Here is a 17,915-nt window from a genome sequence, read left to right as displayed (position 1 = left end):
GCGAGGACGCGCGTCCTCAAGCACGGAGCCGACGCAGCCCGAGATCCTTCGACGGCAGCCCCTCGGAGACCAGGAAGCGTTCGACAGCCATCGGATCGCCGATGACCGCCAACCCGTCGCCGTCACTGATGAGCTGAATGTCGTGGTCCATCGTCATCTCCTGATGGTGCGGGCAGCGGCCATCGAGGACGTACTCATACCTTCGCCTTGCGGCCCCGGGTGGCCTTGGGCGGACGCCACGACGTCAGCGCCTCGTCGGTGAGGTGGAGGCGGTTGGTGGTCTCGGCGAGGAAGCCCGCGTAGATGTCGGCCGGCGACGCACCCCACTCCGCGTCGAACTCGCCGTGCCACTGGCGTACCCAGGGGAGGATCTCGCGCAGCCCCGCGACCAGCGGCAGCAGCCGGTCGGTGGCCCAGCCGTCCTCCTGCTCGCGGGCGACGATCAGGGTGGCGAGGGCCTGGGCCTGCTCGCGGTGGTCCCAGCCGGCCCAGCCGACCAGCAGCGACGGGTCACCGTCGCGGCCGGCACCCGGGTACGACACGAAGCGTTCCTTGGGTACGTCGAGCTTGCCCCGGTGCTTCCAGTAGCTGGCCTTGGCGAAGTCCGCCGAGGTGTACTTCGGTGGCACCGGGATCTGCTTGCGGAACTCCCGCTTCGCCGCCTCGTCGGGCAGCGCGTCCTCGGCCCGTTGCAGGTCCCACACCTGCTCCCAGTCGGCGCGCTTGCTCAGGCCGGAGTCCTTGTACCGCAGCGCCGCCAGGTGCGGCACGTGCTCGTCGGCGACCAGGCCGGCGATCACCGTGCCGAGATCCTGACCGGGCGTGTACCGCTCGGCGACGGTGAGCACGTCGGCGTCGCGGCGCAGTTCGTCGGCGAGCTGGGCGGTGGTCAGCGGGCGCGGCTGCTCCAGCCCGTCGACGTGGTGGTACCACAGCTCCCGCGCCTCGCACCGGTCCAGCAGCCAGTCCCGCAGCGCCCTGGCCTGCATCTTGTCCCAGCCGTCGGTGGCCCACCGCCGCTTGCACTCCGGCCGCTCGATCAGCCCGATGTTGCGGTTACCCTCGATCAGCTCGATCCGCCGCCGCACGATCGCCTTGTACTCGTCCGACCAGCCCGCTGGCAGCTCCGTGAACGGCGTCGAACGGTGCCGCTCAAACCACTGCGTTTCCAGCCCCTCGTCGCGCATCTTCCGAGCCAGGACGATCTCGAACGCCCGCTGCCCCAGCGACAGCATCGGCGGCCGGACGCTCTCCGGCGCGGTCAGATCCTCGTCCAGCAGCCCGTAGAGCGAGTAGACCTGCCAGTCCAACTCCTCCTGCAAGCAGATCATCTGCCCTCGGGTGGCATGCCAGTCGTAGGCGGCGGCATCCAGCCGCTCCCGCGTCGGCACCAAAGACCCCGCCACCGCCGCCGGACTCACCGTCGCGAGCCGCTGCGCCAGCCCATCAATCTCCCGAGCAACTTCCAACGGGTACGCCGAAGGCAGCGGAAGATTTTCTACTTTAGAGCCATTGAAGGCAAATCGGTGCTCCCAAAACTCGTCGGATATCCCGCCTCCGATTCCCCCATTCCCCTTGTCAAAGCACATCTGCTTAAGCCAGAAGCATCCGGTCGAGCTGTTCAAGACCCCTAGAAAGCTGTGATATTCATCCTCCGACGCACCCTCCTGCAACTTGATAACTGGGGCCGTGCGCCCGAATACCTTTCCGCCACGATCCAGCACGAAATGGTTGTGAGTTGCGACCTCAGCGAACGCGATCGACAACGGCGAGCGGTACCGGTCGGTGACCCAGCGGTACCATGTCCACCACGGCTCATCCGATGCGGCGCGCGTCTGACCTACGAACCCAATAGTCGCCCTGAGGACGCGACGCAGTGACCACAGATGCCTCCCCCACACTGCCCCAATATCAAACAGCACCGGTCTGAGATCGGCCCTATAGGGGACAAGTGCGTGATCTTCGGGCGGGTTGTCCCAATCCCGAACAACTTCACCGACGACAAGCGGACGCCGTAACGAGTCGATACCGGCGCGGCGGAACCAGGCCGGGGGCGCAAAGAACGCCTCATCCTGGCCAGGGAAGCTCGCGAACCCGATAGCGCCGCTGATCTTTCGCTGAAGTAGCGTCCGATCGTCCGCTTCCAGGAGTTCCATGAGCCCGGATGCTCCGCCTCCACTCAGACTCCAGGGAAAGTTGGTTAGACCCGTTCGCGCAATGTCGTCGACGCTCACCCATTCACTTTCAGTCCCGGGGTGGTTGATCTGACGAATGATGGCCTGCCAGACAAGACCACTGCTCGGGTCAGCGGGTGCGATGGGCTCGCCTCGGATGCCCATGACGGTGCGGATGGTGCCGGCTCGGCCTCGGTTGGTGTTGCGGCCCACCAGGATGACGGTCGGGGTGCCGTGGCCGGGGATGTAGGCACCGGAGGTGTCGATGACGTGGGTCAGGTTGACCTCGACGGCAAACAGCTTCTCGATCATCTTCTTGCCAAACTCGCGCTTCATGAACGAGTTGGCGGTGATCTGACCGACCTGTCCAGCGCCCTTACCCTCCCCGTCGCCGGGCTTGGCGAGTTGGAAGAAGCGCTGCGCGAACGGCACCGACAGGGCGTACTTGCCGGAGCAGGCGTCGTACATCTCGCGGTAGGCGTCGTTGAGGCCCTTGTCCTTGACCGTGATGTAGGGCGGGTTACCGACGACGACGTGATAAATGCCGGCGCTAAGGATGCCGGGATGTTCCTGCACGTCCTCCGCAGCGTATGCGAACTCGGTCATCGGGTCGTCGCCGAATAGGGTGCCGGCCCGGTGCTTGATGAGCGAGTCGCCCACCGCTAGGTGCATGGGGAAGGTGTAGCCGGCCGAGTCGGCGAGGGTTTTCACTTCGCTGGCGCGGAGGGCGGCTACCAGGAGGCGGAAGCGGGCGATGGCTACCGCGAAGGGGTTGATGTCGACGCCGTGGACGGCGTCGAGGGCGAGACGTACCCGCTCGTGGGGGTCGCGGTTGGGGGCGTGGCGCTCCCACTCCTTCAGCAGTCGGTCGAAGGCACCGAGGACGAAGTGGCCGGAGCCGCAGGTGGGGTCGATCATCCTGACCACGTCGTGGCCGAACTCCTCGATCGCCGGGGTCAGCGTCAGGTCGAGGATGAACTCTTCGACGAACTCGGGGGTCTGGAGCAACGCGTAGGTCTTGCGGGCCGCTTCGGAGAGATCCTGGTAGAGGTCGCCGAGGAAGCGGGTGTCCCACTCGGGGTCGGTGAAGTCGTGCACCAGGCCGCCAGCTTCGCCGCGTCGACGCCAGAAGGCGATCAGGTTCTTCGCCTCGTCGTGGGAGAGCGGGATCTGGTAGAGCGGGTTGTGCCGCTTGTCGAAGAGTGACTTGCCGGCCTGGGTGCTGGCGATGGCGTCGAAGCCCTGCTCCATCCAGCCGCGCAGGGTCTCTTCCGGCCGGTCGCGGAAGAACTGCGCCTCGGCTTCCTCGGCCAGCACCAGCCTGTCCCCCGGCCCGGCCAGGTAGGGGTCGGGCAGCAGGTCGTTGTCCTCGCAGAAGCGGACGAAGACGGTGCCGAGCACCCAGGCGACCGCGACCTGGGTCACCCGCTCGTCGCGCCAGGCTGTCCAGGTGGCGGCGGTACGCCCGACCTTGAAGGCGTGGTCGTATTCGCCACGCAGCCGGGAGCGCACCTCCCCGACCGTCTCGGCCTGCTCCCGCAGGTCCTTCTCCAGGTTCTTGACCTGCTTCTGCAGGTCCGACAAGAGCAGCTTCCGGTCGACCACGCGACGACTCTAGTCGTCCCGCTCACGGGACGGGGTATCCGTAAGGCCCGTTTCCGTCGTCGAGCCGCTACCTACGGCTCCCGCATCCAGGTCTTCGGATCGGTCACGAAGACGCCCTTGCCCTGGTGTCGCCGGATTACCCGCAGGGCTTCGAGTCGGACGTAGGCCAACTGCACGGTGCCGTAGCTGACGCCATAGTCGGCACGGGTCTGCGCGAGCGACGGCAGCCGGTCGCCCGGTTTGAGCTTGCCGGACCTGACGTCGGCGATCACATCTGCGGCAATGCGGAGGTACTCGGCTGATTCGGGCATGGCACTCCTCGCGTGGCAACCCGAATTCGATCACAACTCAAACACCTACACAATGTCCTTTGACTTCCCTATGTTCCCTGGTTATGTTGGTGCCGAGCCGGTCCTCGCGTGGCAACGAGTTCGGCTCATCCCCCTGGTCGGGGCGGGTGCGCGTGCCCGTCCCGGCCCACAAAGCTGCTCTGTCGTCGTACCGCCGAATGTGGCTGCGGCGACCGAGCGGGCGGGCCGTGCGGACGCCGGCCACGCACGGCCCGCCGTTCCACGCACCACCGCACCGACCCTCCGCGCTCCCGGCTGCTCCCGAAAGGACCGTCGTGGCCCAGGTGTATCGAAGTGGCCAGCCCTACGGGACCGGTAACCCGGCCCGGTTGACCCCGCACGAGGTACGCACCCGCACGTTCGACCCGCGTCGCCGTGGGGTCGACCCCGATCAGGTACGCGAGTTCCAGGCCACGGTCGCCGACGAGCTGGCCGACCTGCACCGGCAGTTCCGTACGCTCGCCCAGGAGAACGACCGGCTCAAGCGGACACTGCGCGACTGGCAGTCGATGCACGCCCGGCACTGCCGACCACCGAACCAGGGCCACTGGTGACCGCCCGCCCGGCCCCCGGCGACCTGCTCCGGATCGACGGTCGCGCCTCGGTGCAGTTCGCCGGAGGTCGGGCGCTGACCCTGCGGGTCGTCTCGGTCAGCGACCGGCACGCATACGACGGCTGGATCTGGCTGACCGGGTACGTCATCGACCGGCGCGGCGACGCCACCACCAAACGCGAGATCTACGTCCAACTCGCCGGCCTCCGTCCCGCCTCGGACCCCGCTCCCACTCGCCAGGTCAGCCGACGCGGTGAAGCTGGTGGGCCGCGCGGAGGGTCGGCACAACCGTCCCGTGCAGGTACGGCGCGGAGGTGAGTCGCCCCCAGTGGTCTGTGAGGCGCATCGCCGACGGGTGTTCGAGAATCCGAACGGTCGCTGACAGGTGCGGCAGACAGTTGCGGCTCATGGTCGGGTTGCCCAGCGAATTCGCGCTGCCTGCCATTGTGGCCGAGCAGAGGCGCAGGTTCGCCATGGCGTAGGCGTCGACCAGATGCACGGACCGGAGCCGGCCGGGAAGGTGAAGCAGTTCCCCGCTTCGGTCCGGACCCGGATCTCGACCCACCGCGAGCCGCAGCGCACTGGCGACGCCCCTCACGTTCGCCGTCAGGTAGCGGCGGAGCCCTTCGATCCGGCGAGTGGTCGCAGCCGGGTCACTGGCGAGGCGGGACGCCTTCTCCGCGAACATCGGACTCAGCAGAGTAGGGCCAAGTGTTCGGCCGCGTCCTGCCGTACCTCCAACCGAACTGATATGGCTGCGTCGCTCACGCCTGGATCGTCCTGGCGATCATGTGGGTCGACGGCTGGCCAGAATGGCAAGGGTTTCCCGGCGTACCGCCTCCGGCTCGCGCACGAGCCGACGATGGGCGAAGCGGACGACCAGGATGCCGAGGGCGGCCAGTTGCGCATCGCGACGCAGGTCGATCTCGCGCTGCCGGCGGTCGCCGTGGCTGGCAGCCCCGTCGAGTTCGATGTTGACGCGTTCCGGCTCGGCGTACAGGTCCAGGTAGACGTTGCGCAGGCCGAGCCGGACCTGCACCTGCCGCTGGAACGTCGGCATTCCCGGGCCGGTGAAGACGCGCTCGTGTCCCCAGATCTCCAGCGGACTACGGCAGCCCTCCGCGAGCCGGGTCAGCAAGGAGCGCAGCGCCACCCGACCAGCCACCCTTGCCGTGTCGTCGAGCGCAGCTCGCAGACGCCCGGGCGTGGTCATCCGGTTGTTGACCGCCCTGATCATTGGCGCCCGTTGCTCGCCCGGCGGAAGCATCGGCCAGGAGTCGACGAGGGCTCGCTCGATGGTGGTCACCGGCAGCCCTTGTCGTACCAACGCCGATGGTGGGGCGAGAACGAAATGCCGGCGCCGGTGGATCCGCACTCCGGGCCAGCTACGCAGGCCGCTGCCAGCCGGTGCACTCACGTGCAGCAGGTCCCCGGGCAGTTGTTGGCGTAGCCCCCACACACCAAGGGCGCTGAGATGGCTGAACACGCCGCGCCCGCGTACCCAGGCCGCGACCGCACGACGGCCGAGGGCCGGGCCGATCCGGCTGAGCGGCGGAGCGCTCTGGTCGTTCAACAGGTGGGCTGCCGCGAACACCTCGGGCAGGATCCTCACGAGTTCGCCACTGGTGCACGCGCGCTGCAGGGTCCACTCCGGCACGACCTGCTCGACGATGGTCCGGGTCACCAGCCCGTGCCCGCGCTCCACCAGTTCCGCCAACACCGCATCCACGCCGCTGACCGTGCCACCCTGCACCAACGACCCGCAGCCCACAGATCGCACCCCTGTGGACAGCGACCCGGCTGTGGACAACCCCCACAATCCGTCAACTTACTGCTACGACGAGCTCGCCGTACCCCTGGTCGTGGCAGTCTGGCTGTTTACGCATCGGCGTGTGGAGCAGTTGCACTGCCACGATCAGGGGGAATTGTCGGGGCGGGGTCAGGTGAGGGCTGCGCTGCGGTGGGCGTTGACGGCCCAGGCGTCCGGGAGGGCGATCCACTCGTTGTCACCCACCCGCACCACCGCACCGTCAAGTTTGGGCAGCACCCCCGGGTCGTCCATCGGGCAGAGCAACCAGACGTCGCCCTCACCGCCACGTGCGGCCTCGGCCAGCTCGTGCAGCCGCTCCATCGCCCGGTAGCGGGCCAGCACCGCCGTGTCGTGCAGCAGCACCGGCCCGGCGTCGACGCGCAACTGCGCGCGCAACGAGGGCATCGCCTGCTGCCACGCCTGCTCGACGTACTCACCGAATTTGATCGCGCCCCGGGAGCCGGGCTCGGCGACGTCCGCACCGAGCACCGTCTCCCAGGTGGGCTTCGGGCGGGCGTCCACCAGGCCACGCAGCTCGCTTAGGAACACCGCCGCCACGTTCACCGGGCGGGCGTCGAAACGCCGGGCCAGTTCCTCGCGGGCCATGCCGTAACGGTTCAGGCGTACCGTCAGCGCCCGGAAGCCACCTGCGGACCGCGCGCCGGTCAGCCGTTCCTCGGCGCGCATCGCCGCCGCCAGCTCCGGAGAATCGGCGGTCCACCGGTTCGGGGCGACACTCCCGGACGGGCGACGTTGCAGGATCGACGCCGACGACGAGCCGGCCCGAGGCGGTGGCGGGACATACCGGTCGCGGCTCCAGCGCAGTTCGAAGCCGGCCTCGGCGAGCAGCCGATCCAGCCGCCGATCGGTCGGCAGCGGCGCCAGCTCCGGGAAGCGTGCCGCCACCCGCGCGATGACGTGCTCCGGAGTCAGGCCCCGCTGGCCCTCGGGGGTGGTCGCCGGCGGCACCACGCCGGCCTGCGCGAGCCGCAGCGCGCGTACCGGATCGAGGTCACGTGGGTAGAGTTCCAGCCGGGCGGTCGCGGCAGCCCGATCCGAGGCAACCGCGGCGAGCGGCACCCGCCGTCGGTCGTCGATCGCGTCGGCCGCGCCGCCGGGCGCGCTCACCGCCGCGAGGGTACGCAGCACCGTCGCTGCGCTGGGCAGCACCTCACTGGCGGCGAGCTTGTCGGCGGCCTTGCCGAGCGCCTCCGCGTAGTCGAGCAGCGCCGGCGCTGCCGGCGTGTCCGGCGCGTCGTCCTCCCCCGCCTCCAGGGCCACCAGCAAACGGTCGCCGCGCGGGTTGGGTCGACCGTCGATGTCCCCGCGACTGTGCCGGCGCAGCAGCAGGCGGGGCTCGTCGGCGAGGGCGTCGATCTCGACGGCGGCCCGCACGGCGGCAACCGCCACGGCCAGCCGCAGATCGTCGCCGGTGCGCACCGAGCCCCGGCTGATCAACAGCGCCGCTGCCAGCTCAGCCACCCCCATCACCCGGCCGCCGTCGCGCAGCAGCTCGATGATCTGGGTACGCAGACTGCTCACCACCGGCAGCCCGTGCCAGCGCTTGCGCTGCTTGCCCAGGATCTGCGCGATCCGGGCCGGGGTGACACCGAGGCTGCTGGCGACCAGCGGATGCTGTGGCCAGAGTGGCAGGTCGGGCAGCGCACCCGACTCGTCGGGTAGGTGCAGCAGCAGGCGGGTCGCCTCGGCGTCGTTCGGGCTACGGGTCGACGGAACGAGCAGCGTGGCGATCGCGTCGAGGCCGACTCGTACCAGATCGGTCTCGCCGGCCTCGGCGGTGCTCTCGGTGGCGACCTCGGCGGTGGCAGCCCTACGGGCGGCCACCGAGGTGGGCAGGATCTCCCGCTCACCGAGGCGGCTGCGCCACTCCTTGACCCGGCGCTGCAACTCCTGCCGGGTCTTGGCACCGAGCCCCGGCAGGTGAGCGAGCCTGTTGGCGACAAGAAGCAGCTCACCGACGGTGGTGACGTCCAGCCGGTGCGCGGCGGAGACCGCCCTCGGGGTCAGGCCGGCGGCTTCCAGGGTGGTCGCCCGGGTGGCCCGGCCGGCAGCCTCCTCCCGGGCCGCCTCGGCAACCTCGACGTCGAGGTCGTCGGCGTCGGTCTCCGGATGGTCGGTGCCGACCGGGGTGCTCGCGTCGGAGCGCCGGAACACCTGCTGCCAGGCGTCACGCATGTCCTTCAACGAGGCGAACCGCTCCCGGTGGTCGCGGTGCAGCGCCCGCTGGAAGAACTCCACCAGGCCGTCGCGGACAGCCGAGTCGAACGCCTCCGCGGCCAGCACCGGCGGCCCCTCGGTGAGCTGCGGCTCGGTGCCGCCGTCACCCCACAGTGGCAGCTCACCGGAGGCCATCTCGTGCAGGGTGACGCCCAGGGCGTACCACTCGGCGTGCTTGTCGTAGACCTGCCGGGCGGCGACGCCCAGGAACGGATCGAGGTAACGCGGGGTGCCGGCGGCGAGTTCCTTGACCGACACGCCAGCCAGCGAGAAGTCGAAGAGCACCAGTTGGCGGGTGCGGTTCGGGCGGATCCGGATGGCGATGTTGTCCGGCTTGATGTCGCGGTGGTAGACGCCCTCGCCCTCCAGGTAGTCCAAGGCGCCGAACAGGTAGTCGCTGTAGGTCTCCAGCTCGTCGACGGTCAGCCGGCCGTCGTCGCGCAGCTTGCGGGCCAGGGTGCGGTCGCCGGCGTGCTCCAGCACCACGACGGTACGGCTGCCGAGCTGCAGCGGCTCCGGCCGGGCCAGCCGGATCACCCGGGAGTCGGTGAGCGGGCCGAGCACCCGGGCCTCATGGGTCAGCCGGGCCGCCTTCTCGTCGGAGAGGGCCACCTTGAGCACCTCGTTGCGGCGGGTGCGTTCGTTGAAGGCAAGGAATGCCCGGCAGGTCGAGCCGGTGCCGAGGCTACGGACCATCTTCCACTCGCCCACCCGGTCGCCGCCGCGCGCCTCCAGCGGGTCGACCTGCTCCGTTTCCTCTTCCGCCAGGTGCGTCGAGGCGGGCGCCGGCGTGGTCAGCTCGTCCTCCACCACCTGGAGCATCTCGACGAACTCGGCGACGGTGGTGAGTCGCTGGGTGGGCACCGGCGCGGTCGCTGCCTGGATCATCTCGTCGGCGAAGGTACTGATCGCGTCGGCGATCGCCGATGCGCGCAGCCCGTTGTCCCGAGCGAGCCGGGTGAGTAGTTCGGGGCGCTTCGCCGCCGGGGGCTGACCGGTCAGCATCAGGTAGGCCAACGCACCGAGACCGAATACGTCCATCGCGACCGCATCGGGCTTCGGCGCGGTCAACTCCGGCGCGAGGTACGCCTCGGCCGAACGCTCGATGTGGTCCGGGGCGTGCGAGGAGGGCGTGATCGGATCGCCGCTGCCGCCGGTGTCGGTGCCGCGAGTGGCCGCCTGCCAGTCGCTGACCTGCAGTCGGGGGGTCAACCACGCCTCGTCCTCGCTACCACCGCGCCGGCGCGGCCCGGGGGCGATCAGCACGCTGCGGGCGGAGAGCGCGCGGTGATGCAGCTTGCGGCGGTGGGCGTACGCCACCGTCTCGGCCAGTTGACGGATCATGGCCAGCCGGGTCAGCGCGTCGAGACGCTCGCCGTACTGGGCCATGTAGTGATCGAGGCGGATCGTCCGCGGATCGTGCCGGAAGATCAGGGCAGGGCCGGCCTCGTGCTGCTCCATCGAGTCCGCCTGGACGATGCCGGGATGGTTGATGCCATGCAGCACCTCCACCTCGCGCCGGGCGGCCCGTTCGATGCTGGCGCGCTCGGCCTGCGCCGCATTGCGCTCCACCAGATAGATCCGCACCCGGCGATGTTCACGCTCCAGGTCCCGGTGCCGGGCGCGGTGATCCTGCCAGGTCGGCCCGACGTCGTACGGCCGAGTCTCCAATTCCCACGCGCCGACCTGGTAGTGCCGCCGGCTACGGGCGATTCCGACGTCGGCCAGCAGGTCGGGTAGGGCGACCGACACCTCCCGGGTGACCCGCCGCCGCTCGTCGTCCGGCTGACGCAGCAGCAACGACGTGATCGGATCGAGTTCGCCCTGGCGTCCGTCGACCGGCACGGGACCGTGGACGCCGTGCCGGTGGTGCTCTGACAGCTCGATCGTCAGCCCCGGCTTGGACAGGAACACCGCCGCCTGGACGAACGGGATCCGCACCGACTGGCCCCGGCGGCGACTCGCGGCGACCTGCAGCAGGGACTTGAGCTTCTTGGCCTTCGCGTCCGCCAGGTGCAGCGGGTTGTCGAAGGTGCGGGTGCCGCTCGATCCGTGCAGGAGCCAGTTCGAGCCGCTGGAGGTCAGCCGCCCGGACCAGCTCTTGATCTCGACAAGGTAGAGGCCGCCTGGTGCGGCAACCAGCAGGTCGACTTCGTACGGGTGCCCCGTCTGGGCGGTGAAGGTGAAATTCGACCAGGCGCGGTACGGCTCGGTGTCGGGCAGCAACGCCTGGACGTAGGCCAGCGCCTCCCGCTCGTGCGCGAACTGCGACGGAGTGATCGTCGTCCACCTGCCCTCTTGCATACGCAGATCCTATGCACGGCGACCGGACCGCAAGAACGGCTCGCCTGGGACTCGGCACGTGACAGTGCTCCGCACGCGATCAACGAGATGCACCGCGAGTAGCGGTGGCGACTGCACAGCGACAACCTTTCAGTTCGACAGGCCACCTCGCCGGCCTCGTGCGTCGACAGTGGAGGTGCTTTGAGTACGATGTGTCGATCACGTCGTAGCGCTCCCAACCCGAGCGACACTCATCTGATAGGAGCCAGGCATGGCCGGCCCGGATGCGGAACTCACCGCGAAGCTTGAGCCCGAGGTGCCGCACGCCGCGCGGATCTGGAACTACTGGATGGGCGGCAAGGACAACTTCCAGTCCGACCGGGCGGCCGGTGACGCCGTGGCCGAGGTCTATCCCGAGATCGTGGTGATGGCCCGGGAGTCCCGCAAGTTCCTCATCCAGGCCGTGCGTCACCTGGCCGCCGAGGCGGGCATCCGGCAGTTCCTGGACATCGGCACCGGCCTACCCACCATGCAGAACACCCACGAGGTCGCCCAGGGAATCAACCCCGACGCGCGGATCGTCTACGTGGACAACGACCCGATGGTGCTGGTGCACGCCCGAGCCCTGCTGTCCAGTACGACCTCCGAGGGGGTCACCACCTACGTGCCCGCCGACTACCACGACCCGGAGAAGATCCTGGCCGAGGCGGCGCAGACGCTGGACTTCGACCAGCCGATCGCCGTTATGTTCATGGGCGTGATGGGCTACGAGCCCGATCTGGACGTGGTGCGCTCCATCGTGACCACGGTCATGGACGCGACGGCGTCCGGCAGCCACCTGGTGCTCTGGGACGGCACCGACACCAGCCCGGAGGTGGTGGCCGGCGCCAACCGGCTGGCCGAGAGCGGCGGCGTCCCGTACATCCTCCGCAGCCCGGAGCAGCTCGCCGGCTGCTTCGACGGGCTGACTCCGGTGGAGCCCGGCCTGGTGCCGATCCCGCTGTGGCGTCCGGCGGATCCCGACGCTGTGGCGATCGACGCGTACGGCGCGGTCGCCCGCAAGCCCTGAGCCGCCGACGACTGTCACCGATGAATCCGCTGACCCAGTTCACGCTCGCCGAGCTGCGGCAGCGCACCAGCGTCAAGTGGCGGATGTACGCCGACGACGTACTGCCCCTCTGGGTGGCCGAGATGGATGTGCCGCTGGCCACACCGGTCGCCGAGGCGCTGCACGCCGCCGTCGACCGGGGGGACACCGGATACCAGTACGGGACGGCGTACGCCGAGGCGCTCGCCGACTTCGCCGCCCGCCGCTGGGCCTGGCCCGACCTGCGGGTCGATCGCACCGCGGTCGTCCCGGACGTGATGCTCGGCATCGTCGAGGTTATCCGGCTGCTGACCGGCCCTGGCGACGCGGTCGTGGTCTGCTCCCCGGTCTACCCACCGTTCTACGCCTTCGTCGGCCACGACGGCCGGCGGGTGGTCGAGGCGCCGCTCGGGCCGGACCTGCGAATGGACCCCGCCGCCCTGGACGAGGCGTTTCGTCGGGTGGGCGGCGCCGGCCGCCGGGCGGTGTTCCTGTTGTGCAACCCGCACAACCCGACCGGTGTCGTCCACCGCCGCGACGAACTCGAAGCGGTGGCCGAGCTGGCCCGTCGGCACCGGGTCCGGGTGGTCTCCGACGAGATCCACGCGCCCCTCGTGCTGCCCGGAGCGCACTTCACCCCGTACCTCACGGTGGCCGGTGCCGAGGACGGGTTCGCGGTGCTCTCCGCCTCGAAGGCGTGGCACCTGGCCGGCCTCAAGTCGGCGCTCGTGGTCGCCGGCCCACAGGCGGTGGCCGACCTGAGCCGGTTGCCGGAGGAGGTCGGCCACGGGCCGAGCCATCTCGGGGTCATCGCGCACACCGCCGCCTTCCGCGACGGCGGGCCCTGGCTCGACCAGCTGCTCGACGGCCTGCACGCGAACCGGGAGCTGCTGGCGGGGCTGCTGGCGCAGCACCTGCCGAGCATCGGGTACCGGCCGCCGGAGGGCACCTACCTCGCCTGGCTGGACTGCGCCACGCTGGGCCCGGCCACCGGCCCGACCACCGGCGAGCCCGGCGTGGTGACCGATCTGGCCGGGCCGGCGAGGATGTTCCTCGACCGCGCCCGGGTGGCCCTCAGCTCCGGGCACGTCTTCGGCACCGGCGGCGTTGGCTTCGTCCGGGTCAACTTCGCCACCTCCCCCGCGATCCTGACCGAGGCGGTCAGCCGGATGGGGCGCGCCGTCAACGAGTCCTAGCTCGCTGTCCAGGCCATCGCACCAGCGCTCAGCCACGCAGCAGCGGCAGCACCCGCCGGCCGAGCAGGTCGATCCCGCCCTGCGGGGTCAACCCGTGCGGAGTGCCGAACTCCACCCGGCTGGCTCCGGCGTCGAAGACCGCCGCGGCCTGCGCGGCGACCTGTTCGGGTGTGCCGGAGAAGGCGAACAGGTCGAGCAGGTCGTCGCCGATCAGCGCGCCGGCCAGGTCGTCCTCCCGGCGGGTGACGTGCTGTTGGATGCGAGCCAGCAGCTCCGGGTCCAGCTCGACGGTGGGATCGAGGGCGGCGACCACCGCGAGGTACATGGCCACCTCGGTGCGGGCCACCCGACGCGCCAGCGCGCCGTCGGAGTCGACGACGGTGACCGCGCCCAGCACCACCCCGGTGCCCGGTCCGGCCGCCGCCTCGTCCAGCCAGGCCCGCATCGTCTTGGCCATCGCCGGGTTCGCCGACCCACCGACCTTGACCTCGCTGGCGTACCCGGCGGCGGACCGGGCGGTCTGCTGGCCCCACGTGCCGACCAGCACCGGCACGTCGGCGCGGGCCGGGGCGTACCGCAGGGCGGTGCCGGGTGCCACCGTGAACTCCCGGCCCTGGAAGCCGCTGTCGTCACCGGCGAGCAGCCGGCGGACGATCTGGACGGTCTCGGCGATCCGGCGCAACGGTCGGGCCTGCGGGACCCCGACCTGCTGCAACCAGGTGCCCCGGGCCAGTCCGAGGTACGCGCGGCCACACGAGGCCAGGTCGAGGGCGGCGACCTGGCCGGCCACCTCCACCGGGTGCAGGGTGAACGGGTTGAGGCAGGCGGCGCCGAGCCGGATCCGGCGGGTGTGTCGGGCCGCCACCAGGAGCGGGAAGATCGGCGGCTGGTACATCAGGTCACCGAAGACCGACAGCACGTCGAAGCCGTGCCGTTCGGCCAGCTCGGCCAGCTCTGCGTACTCGTCGGCGGACTTGTCCGACTGTAGGCCCACGCCCACCAGCCGGGTCACGTCAACTCCTCGGTGGGGATCTGCCGCCGGCCGGTGCGTTCGATCCGCATGATGACCCGCTCGTCCGGGTCCGGGCAGGCGACGTGGCTGTCCCGGGCCATCCAGTCCCCCTCGGCCAGGGCACGCTGCTTGGCCGGCAGCAGCGGCAGGCACGCGGCGAGGGCGTACAGGCAGAAGTGCTGGCCGGCGGGGATGCTGAGCCGGCACGACTCGGTCAGGTCGAGGTGGTCTCCGGGCTTCATGCCGCACACCGAACGGCCCTCGATGCGCTCCACCACGACCCGCAGGTCGTAGACGTCGGTGGTGGGCTGTTCGTCGCTCATCGGACGGCCTCCGCGTGGTGGTGCACGATCCGCCAGCCGGCGCCCTCGCGGCGCAGCACGTCGGTCACCCGGAAGCAGGTGTCCGGCCGGTCGCCGCCGTGGCGGGCCCGCAGCACGTACCGGACCAGGCCGGTGTCGCCCCACGCGTCGGCATGGAGCTGTTCGGGCGCCACGGTGAGCGGCGCCGGTCCGGCCGCCTCGGCCGCCCGCCGATCGCGCAGCGCGTGCAGATCGGCCAGGCCGTGCAGCAGCTGACCGGCGTCGCTCTCCCAGATGGTCAACTCGGGGTGCAGGTGGGCGTCGAAGGCGGACCGATCCCCCAGTGATCGGTACATCTGGCTGATCGTGGTGGTGAGTTCGACGGTCATCGGGTCACTTCCGGTCGAGGGCGGCGGCGGAGGGTCGGAACGTTTCGGCGAGGCGGTCACGCAGCGGCTCCAGGCCCATCGGCCCGAGCGCCAACGCGGTGTGGTGGAAGCGTTTGCGGTCGAAGGCGGCGCCGGCGCGCCGTTCGGCGTCCCGGCGGGTCTGCTGCCACAGCCGGGCGCCGACCTTGAACGCGAGGGCCTGCGCCGGCCAGCCCAGGTAGCGGTCGACCTCGAAGCGGGCGGTCGCGGCGTCCAGCCCGACGACCCGGGTCAGGAAGTCCACGGCCAGCGCGGGGCTCCAGCGCGAGGCGGCGGTGAACCCGTTGCCGGCCGGGATCGGCAGGTCGAGGTGCAGGCCAAGGTCGACGACGACCCTGGCGGCCCGCCACAGCTGTCCGTCGAGCATGCCGAGCCGCTCCGCCGGGCCGGTGTAGAGGCCGAGTTCGTCGGCGAGCCGTTCGGCGTAGTGCGCCCAGCCTTCGGCGTAGCCGTGCACGTGACAGCGGGTGCGTTGCCAGGGGTGCAGCTCGACGGTGGTGAGGGTGATGGCGTGCTGGAGGTGGTGGCCGGGCAGCCCTTCGTGGCACAGCGTCCCGACGTGTCGCCACACCGGCACGGTCGGCTCGCCCGGCGGCACCGACCACCAGATCCCACCGGGGCGGGTCAGGCCCGCGTCGGGCGGGGTGTAGTACATGACGCCGCCGGCGGTGGGGCTGATCCGGCATTCGACGTGCCGGGTGGCGGGCGGGATGTCGAAGTGGGTGCCGTCAAGCACGTCGGTGAGCTGCCCGGTCCGTTCCCGCAGCCACGCCTCCAGCGCGGGGCCGACCGGCACCCGGCGCGCGGGGTCGGCGTCCAGCGCGGCCCGTGCGGTGGGCGCGTCCGGGTGGCCGCAGTCGACGGCCGCTGCGCGCAGCTCGACGGCGGTGCGTTCCAGCTCCGCCCAGCCGTACGCGTACAGCTCGTCGAGGTCGACGGTGGCACCGAGAAAGGCGCGGGCGGTGACCTGGTAGAGGTCGCGGCCGACTCCGTCGGCGTCGGGAGCCGCCGGTGCCAGTTCGGCACGCAGGAAGGCGGCGAATCCCGCCGTGGCGGCAGTGGCCAGCCGCGCCCCGCCGGCCAGCCGGTCGGTGAGCGGGCCGCCCGGGTAGCCGGCGACGAGACCGCCGTAGAAGTCGGCGGTGATCCAGGAGGTGCACTGCGCGGCGACGGCCAGCACCTGCCGGCGGGCGACCAGTTGCCCGCGCTGCGCGGAGCGGCGCAGCGTGGCGGTGTACTGGTCGAGGGTGGTGGGCAGCCGGTGCAGGTGGGCGGCGACGACGGCCCAGTCGTCGGCGGTGGCCCGGGGCAGGTTGTCGAAGACCTGCCGGGCCAGGTGCACCGGGGTGGCCAGCGGGGCGAGCAGCCGGGTGGTGAAGCCGGCGTCGTGCAGCGCGACGTCGCTTTCGAGCCGGTCGGCCAGCGCACCGGCGAGGGCTCGTTCGGTCGGGCTGTGTGTGCTGACCGTGGCGACGGCGGTCGCGGTGGCGCGGGCCAGCTCCGCGCGGGCGTCGAACGCCTCCGGTGACAGGTCGGCCAGCTGGGACCCGGGGGTACGCCCGACTGCCTCGGCGGCCTGCGGGTCGAGCGCGGCCAAAGCGTGCAGGTAGTCGTCGGCGACCTCGGTGATGCCGGTCATCGGGGCGTCCGCACCCGGTGGTGGTCGTCGCGGTGGACCACCCCGCCCTTCATCACCACGTGCAGGGTGCGCAGCGCGGAGACCGAACGGGTCGGGTCGTCGCGCAGCACCAGCAGGTCGGCGTGTTTGCCGGCTTCGACGGTGCCGAGCGTGTCGGCCTGCCCGAGCCACTGTGCGGGGCGGATGGTGGCGGCCTGCAACGCGTCCGCGACGGTCATCCCGGCGTCCACCATGAACTCCAGCTCACGAACGGTCGCGGTGGTCTCGTCGTAGCCGGCGTGCGGCGGCATGTCGCTGCCCAACGCGATCGGCACGCCGTTGCGGATGGCGTGCCGGAGGCTCTCCCAGTGCCGGGGGCCGGCGGCCAGCGCGCGGTCCATCAGCCAGCCGGGCACCCCGGAGTCGCGGAAGAACTGTTCGCAGCGGCTGACCACGATGGTCGGGACGTACCAGACGCCCCGCTCGGCCATCAGGCGGGTCACCTCGTCGGTCAGCTGGTAGCCGTGCTCGACGCAGTCGAGGCCGAGTTCGACCGCCCGGCGTACGGTGTCGGCCGGACCGGCGTGCGCCGTGACCTTGCGCCCCCAGTCGTGGGCGACTCCGATGACGGCGGCCATCTCGTCGTCGAGCAACTGTGGGGTGTCGATCGCCTCGTACTGACCGGCGATGCCGCCGGAGACACACACTTTGATCAGGTCGGCGCCGGCCCGGATCTGCGCCCGGGTGAGCCGCCGGAACCCGTCCGCGCCGTCGGCCTCCAGGGCGTCGGCCTCCCAGCCGTGGCCGCCGGTGCAGCACAGCGCGTGCCCGGCGGTGAAGATCCGGGGGCCGTCCACCGCGCCGGTCTCGATGCCCCGACGCAGCGCGAAGTCGGCGTAGCGTCCCTCGCCGACGAGCCGGACGGTGGTGACCCCGGCGTGCAGTGTGCGCCGTGCCGAGTCGGCCATCAGCAGCACCAGCTCGGCCAGGTTGGACTGGTGCACCACGTCGGCGAGGTGGCCGGGCAGCCCGAGCGACAGGTGCACGTGCATGTTGGTCAGGCCGGGCATCACGACGTCGCCGCCGAGGTCGACCACGGTGGTGTCGCCGGCCTCGGCGAGCACGTCATCGACCGGGCCGACTGCGCGGATCATGCCGTCGGCGCCGATCCAGACGCCCCGGTCGGGCTGCAACCGGTCGTCGACGCCGTCGTAGAGGGCGAGGTTGACCAGGACCTGTTCGCTGGCGGAGTGCATCAC

14 protein-coding genes are annotated in these 17,915 nt (G+C 70.9%); 4 read left to right on the top strand and 10 right to left on the bottom strand.

What is annotated here, in order from left to right; all coding sequences use genetic code 11:
• Positions 1 to 16: 16 nt before the first annotated feature.
• The 3 genes from ACFHWY_RS18260 to ACFHWY_RS18250 form a co-directional block, all read right to left on the bottom strand.
• A complete protein-coding gene (locus ACFHWY_RS18260) occupies positions 17 to 151 on the bottom strand; it encodes a hypothetical protein (protein WP_416581409.1) in 135 nt (44 codons plus the stop codon).
• Between the two features lie 43 nt (positions 152 to 194).
• Positions 195 to 3,779 carry a BREX-2 system adenine-specific DNA-methyltransferase PglX gene (gene pglX, locus ACFHWY_RS18255; protein ID WP_416581408.1) on the bottom strand — a complete coding sequence of 1,195 codons (3,585 nt, stop codon included), beginning with the start codon at positions 3,777 to 3,779 and terminating at the stop codon, positions 195 to 197.
• Between the two features lie 71 nt (positions 3,780 to 3,850).
• The gene (locus ACFHWY_RS18250; RefSeq protein ID WP_387263273.1) at positions 3,851 to 4,090 is read right to left on the bottom strand and encodes a winged helix-turn-helix domain-containing protein; all 240 of its coding nucleotides are present in this window, start codon (positions 4,088 to 4,090) and stop codon (positions 3,851 to 3,853) included.
• A gap of 314 nt (positions 4,091 to 4,404) precedes the next feature.
• On the opposite strand from ACFHWY_RS18250, the gene ACFHWY_RS18245 reads away from it, so the two are divergent.
• On the top strand, positions 4,405 to 4,683 hold the full coding sequence (locus tag ACFHWY_RS18245; protein WP_416581407.1) for a DivIVA domain-containing protein: 279 nt from the start codon (positions 4,405 to 4,407) through the stop codon (positions 4,681 to 4,683).
• A complete protein-coding gene (locus ACFHWY_RS18240) occupies positions 4,680 to 5,000 on the top strand; it encodes a hypothetical protein (protein ID WP_416581406.1) in 321 nt (106 codons plus the stop codon). The genes ACFHWY_RS18245 and ACFHWY_RS18240 overlap by 4 nt, the downstream gene beginning before the upstream one ends.
• Before the next feature lie 469 nt (positions 5,001 to 5,469).
• Here ACFHWY_RS18240 and ACFHWY_RS18235 read toward each other — a convergent pair whose 3' ends face one another.
• Both ACFHWY_RS18235 and pglW read right to left on the bottom strand, forming a co-directional pair.
• Positions 5,470 to 6,411 (bottom strand): DUF559 domain-containing protein, encoded by a 942-nt coding sequence (locus ACFHWY_RS18235; RefSeq protein ID WP_416581405.1) that lies wholly within the window; start codon positions 6,409 to 6,411, stop codon positions 5,470 to 5,472.
• Between the two features lie 210 nt (positions 6,412 to 6,621).
• Complete coding sequence (gene pglW, locus ACFHWY_RS18230) at positions 6,622 to 11,034, bottom strand: BREX system serine/threonine kinase PglW (protein WP_416581404.1); 4,413 nt, start codon at positions 11,032 to 11,034, stop codon at positions 6,622 to 6,624.
• Positions 11,035 to 11,284: 250 nt separating this feature from the next.
• Between pglW and ACFHWY_RS18225 the strand changes: the two genes are divergently transcribed.
• The gene (locus tag ACFHWY_RS18225; RefSeq protein ID WP_416581403.1) at positions 11,285 to 12,082 is read left to right on the top strand and encodes an SAM-dependent methyltransferase; all 798 of its coding nucleotides are present in this window, start codon (positions 11,285 to 11,287) and stop codon (positions 12,080 to 12,082) included.
• 20 nt (positions 12,083 to 12,102) lie between these two features.
• Complete coding sequence (locus tag ACFHWY_RS18220) at positions 12,103 to 13,296, top strand: MalY/PatB family protein (RefSeq protein WP_416581402.1); 1,194 nt, start codon at positions 12,103 to 12,105, stop codon at positions 13,294 to 13,296.
• 28 nt (positions 13,297 to 13,324) lie between these two features.
• Here ACFHWY_RS18220 and ACFHWY_RS18215 read toward each other — a convergent pair whose 3' ends face one another.
• From ACFHWY_RS18215 to ACFHWY_RS18195, 5 genes are read right to left on the bottom strand one after another with little or no spacing between them, the layout of a single operon-like run.
• A complete protein-coding gene (locus ACFHWY_RS18215) occupies positions 13,325 to 14,308 on the bottom strand; it encodes an LLM class flavin-dependent oxidoreductase (RefSeq protein WP_416581401.1) in 984 nt (327 codons plus the stop codon).
• Positions 14,305 to 14,631, bottom strand: coding sequence for a TIGR04076 family protein (locus ACFHWY_RS18210; RefSeq protein WP_221084651.1), 327 nt, complete (start codon positions 14,629 to 14,631; stop codon positions 14,305 to 14,307). The genes ACFHWY_RS18215 and ACFHWY_RS18210 overlap by 4 nt, the downstream gene beginning before the upstream one ends.
• Entirely contained in the window at positions 14,628 to 14,999 is a 372-nt protein-coding gene (locus tag ACFHWY_RS18205; RefSeq protein WP_416581400.1) for a nuclear transport factor 2 family protein, read from the bottom strand. Before ACFHWY_RS18205 ends, ACFHWY_RS18210 begins: the two co-directional genes overlap by 4 nt.
• A 4-nt stretch (positions 15,000 to 15,003) precedes the next feature.
• Positions 15,004 to 16,677 carry a DUF885 domain-containing protein gene (locus ACFHWY_RS18200; protein ID WP_416581399.1) on the bottom strand — a complete coding sequence of 558 codons (1,674 nt, stop codon included), beginning with the start codon at positions 16,675 to 16,677 and terminating at the stop codon, positions 15,004 to 15,006.
• A complete protein-coding gene (locus ACFHWY_RS18195; protein ID WP_416581398.1) occupies positions 16,674 to 17,912 on the bottom strand; it encodes an amidohydrolase family protein in 1,239 nt (412 codons plus the stop codon). Before ACFHWY_RS18195 ends, ACFHWY_RS18200 begins: the two co-directional genes overlap by 4 nt.
• Positions 17,913 to 17,915: the final 3 nt, after the last annotated feature.

This window comes from Micromonospora sp. LOL_024 (assembly GCF_048060415.1).
GTDB lineage: Bacteria > Actinomycetota > Actinomycetes > Mycobacteriales > Micromonosporaceae > Micromonospora.
Note: the sequence above shows the minus strand (reverse complement) of the source record. Positions and strands in the feature narration are given on the sequence as shown.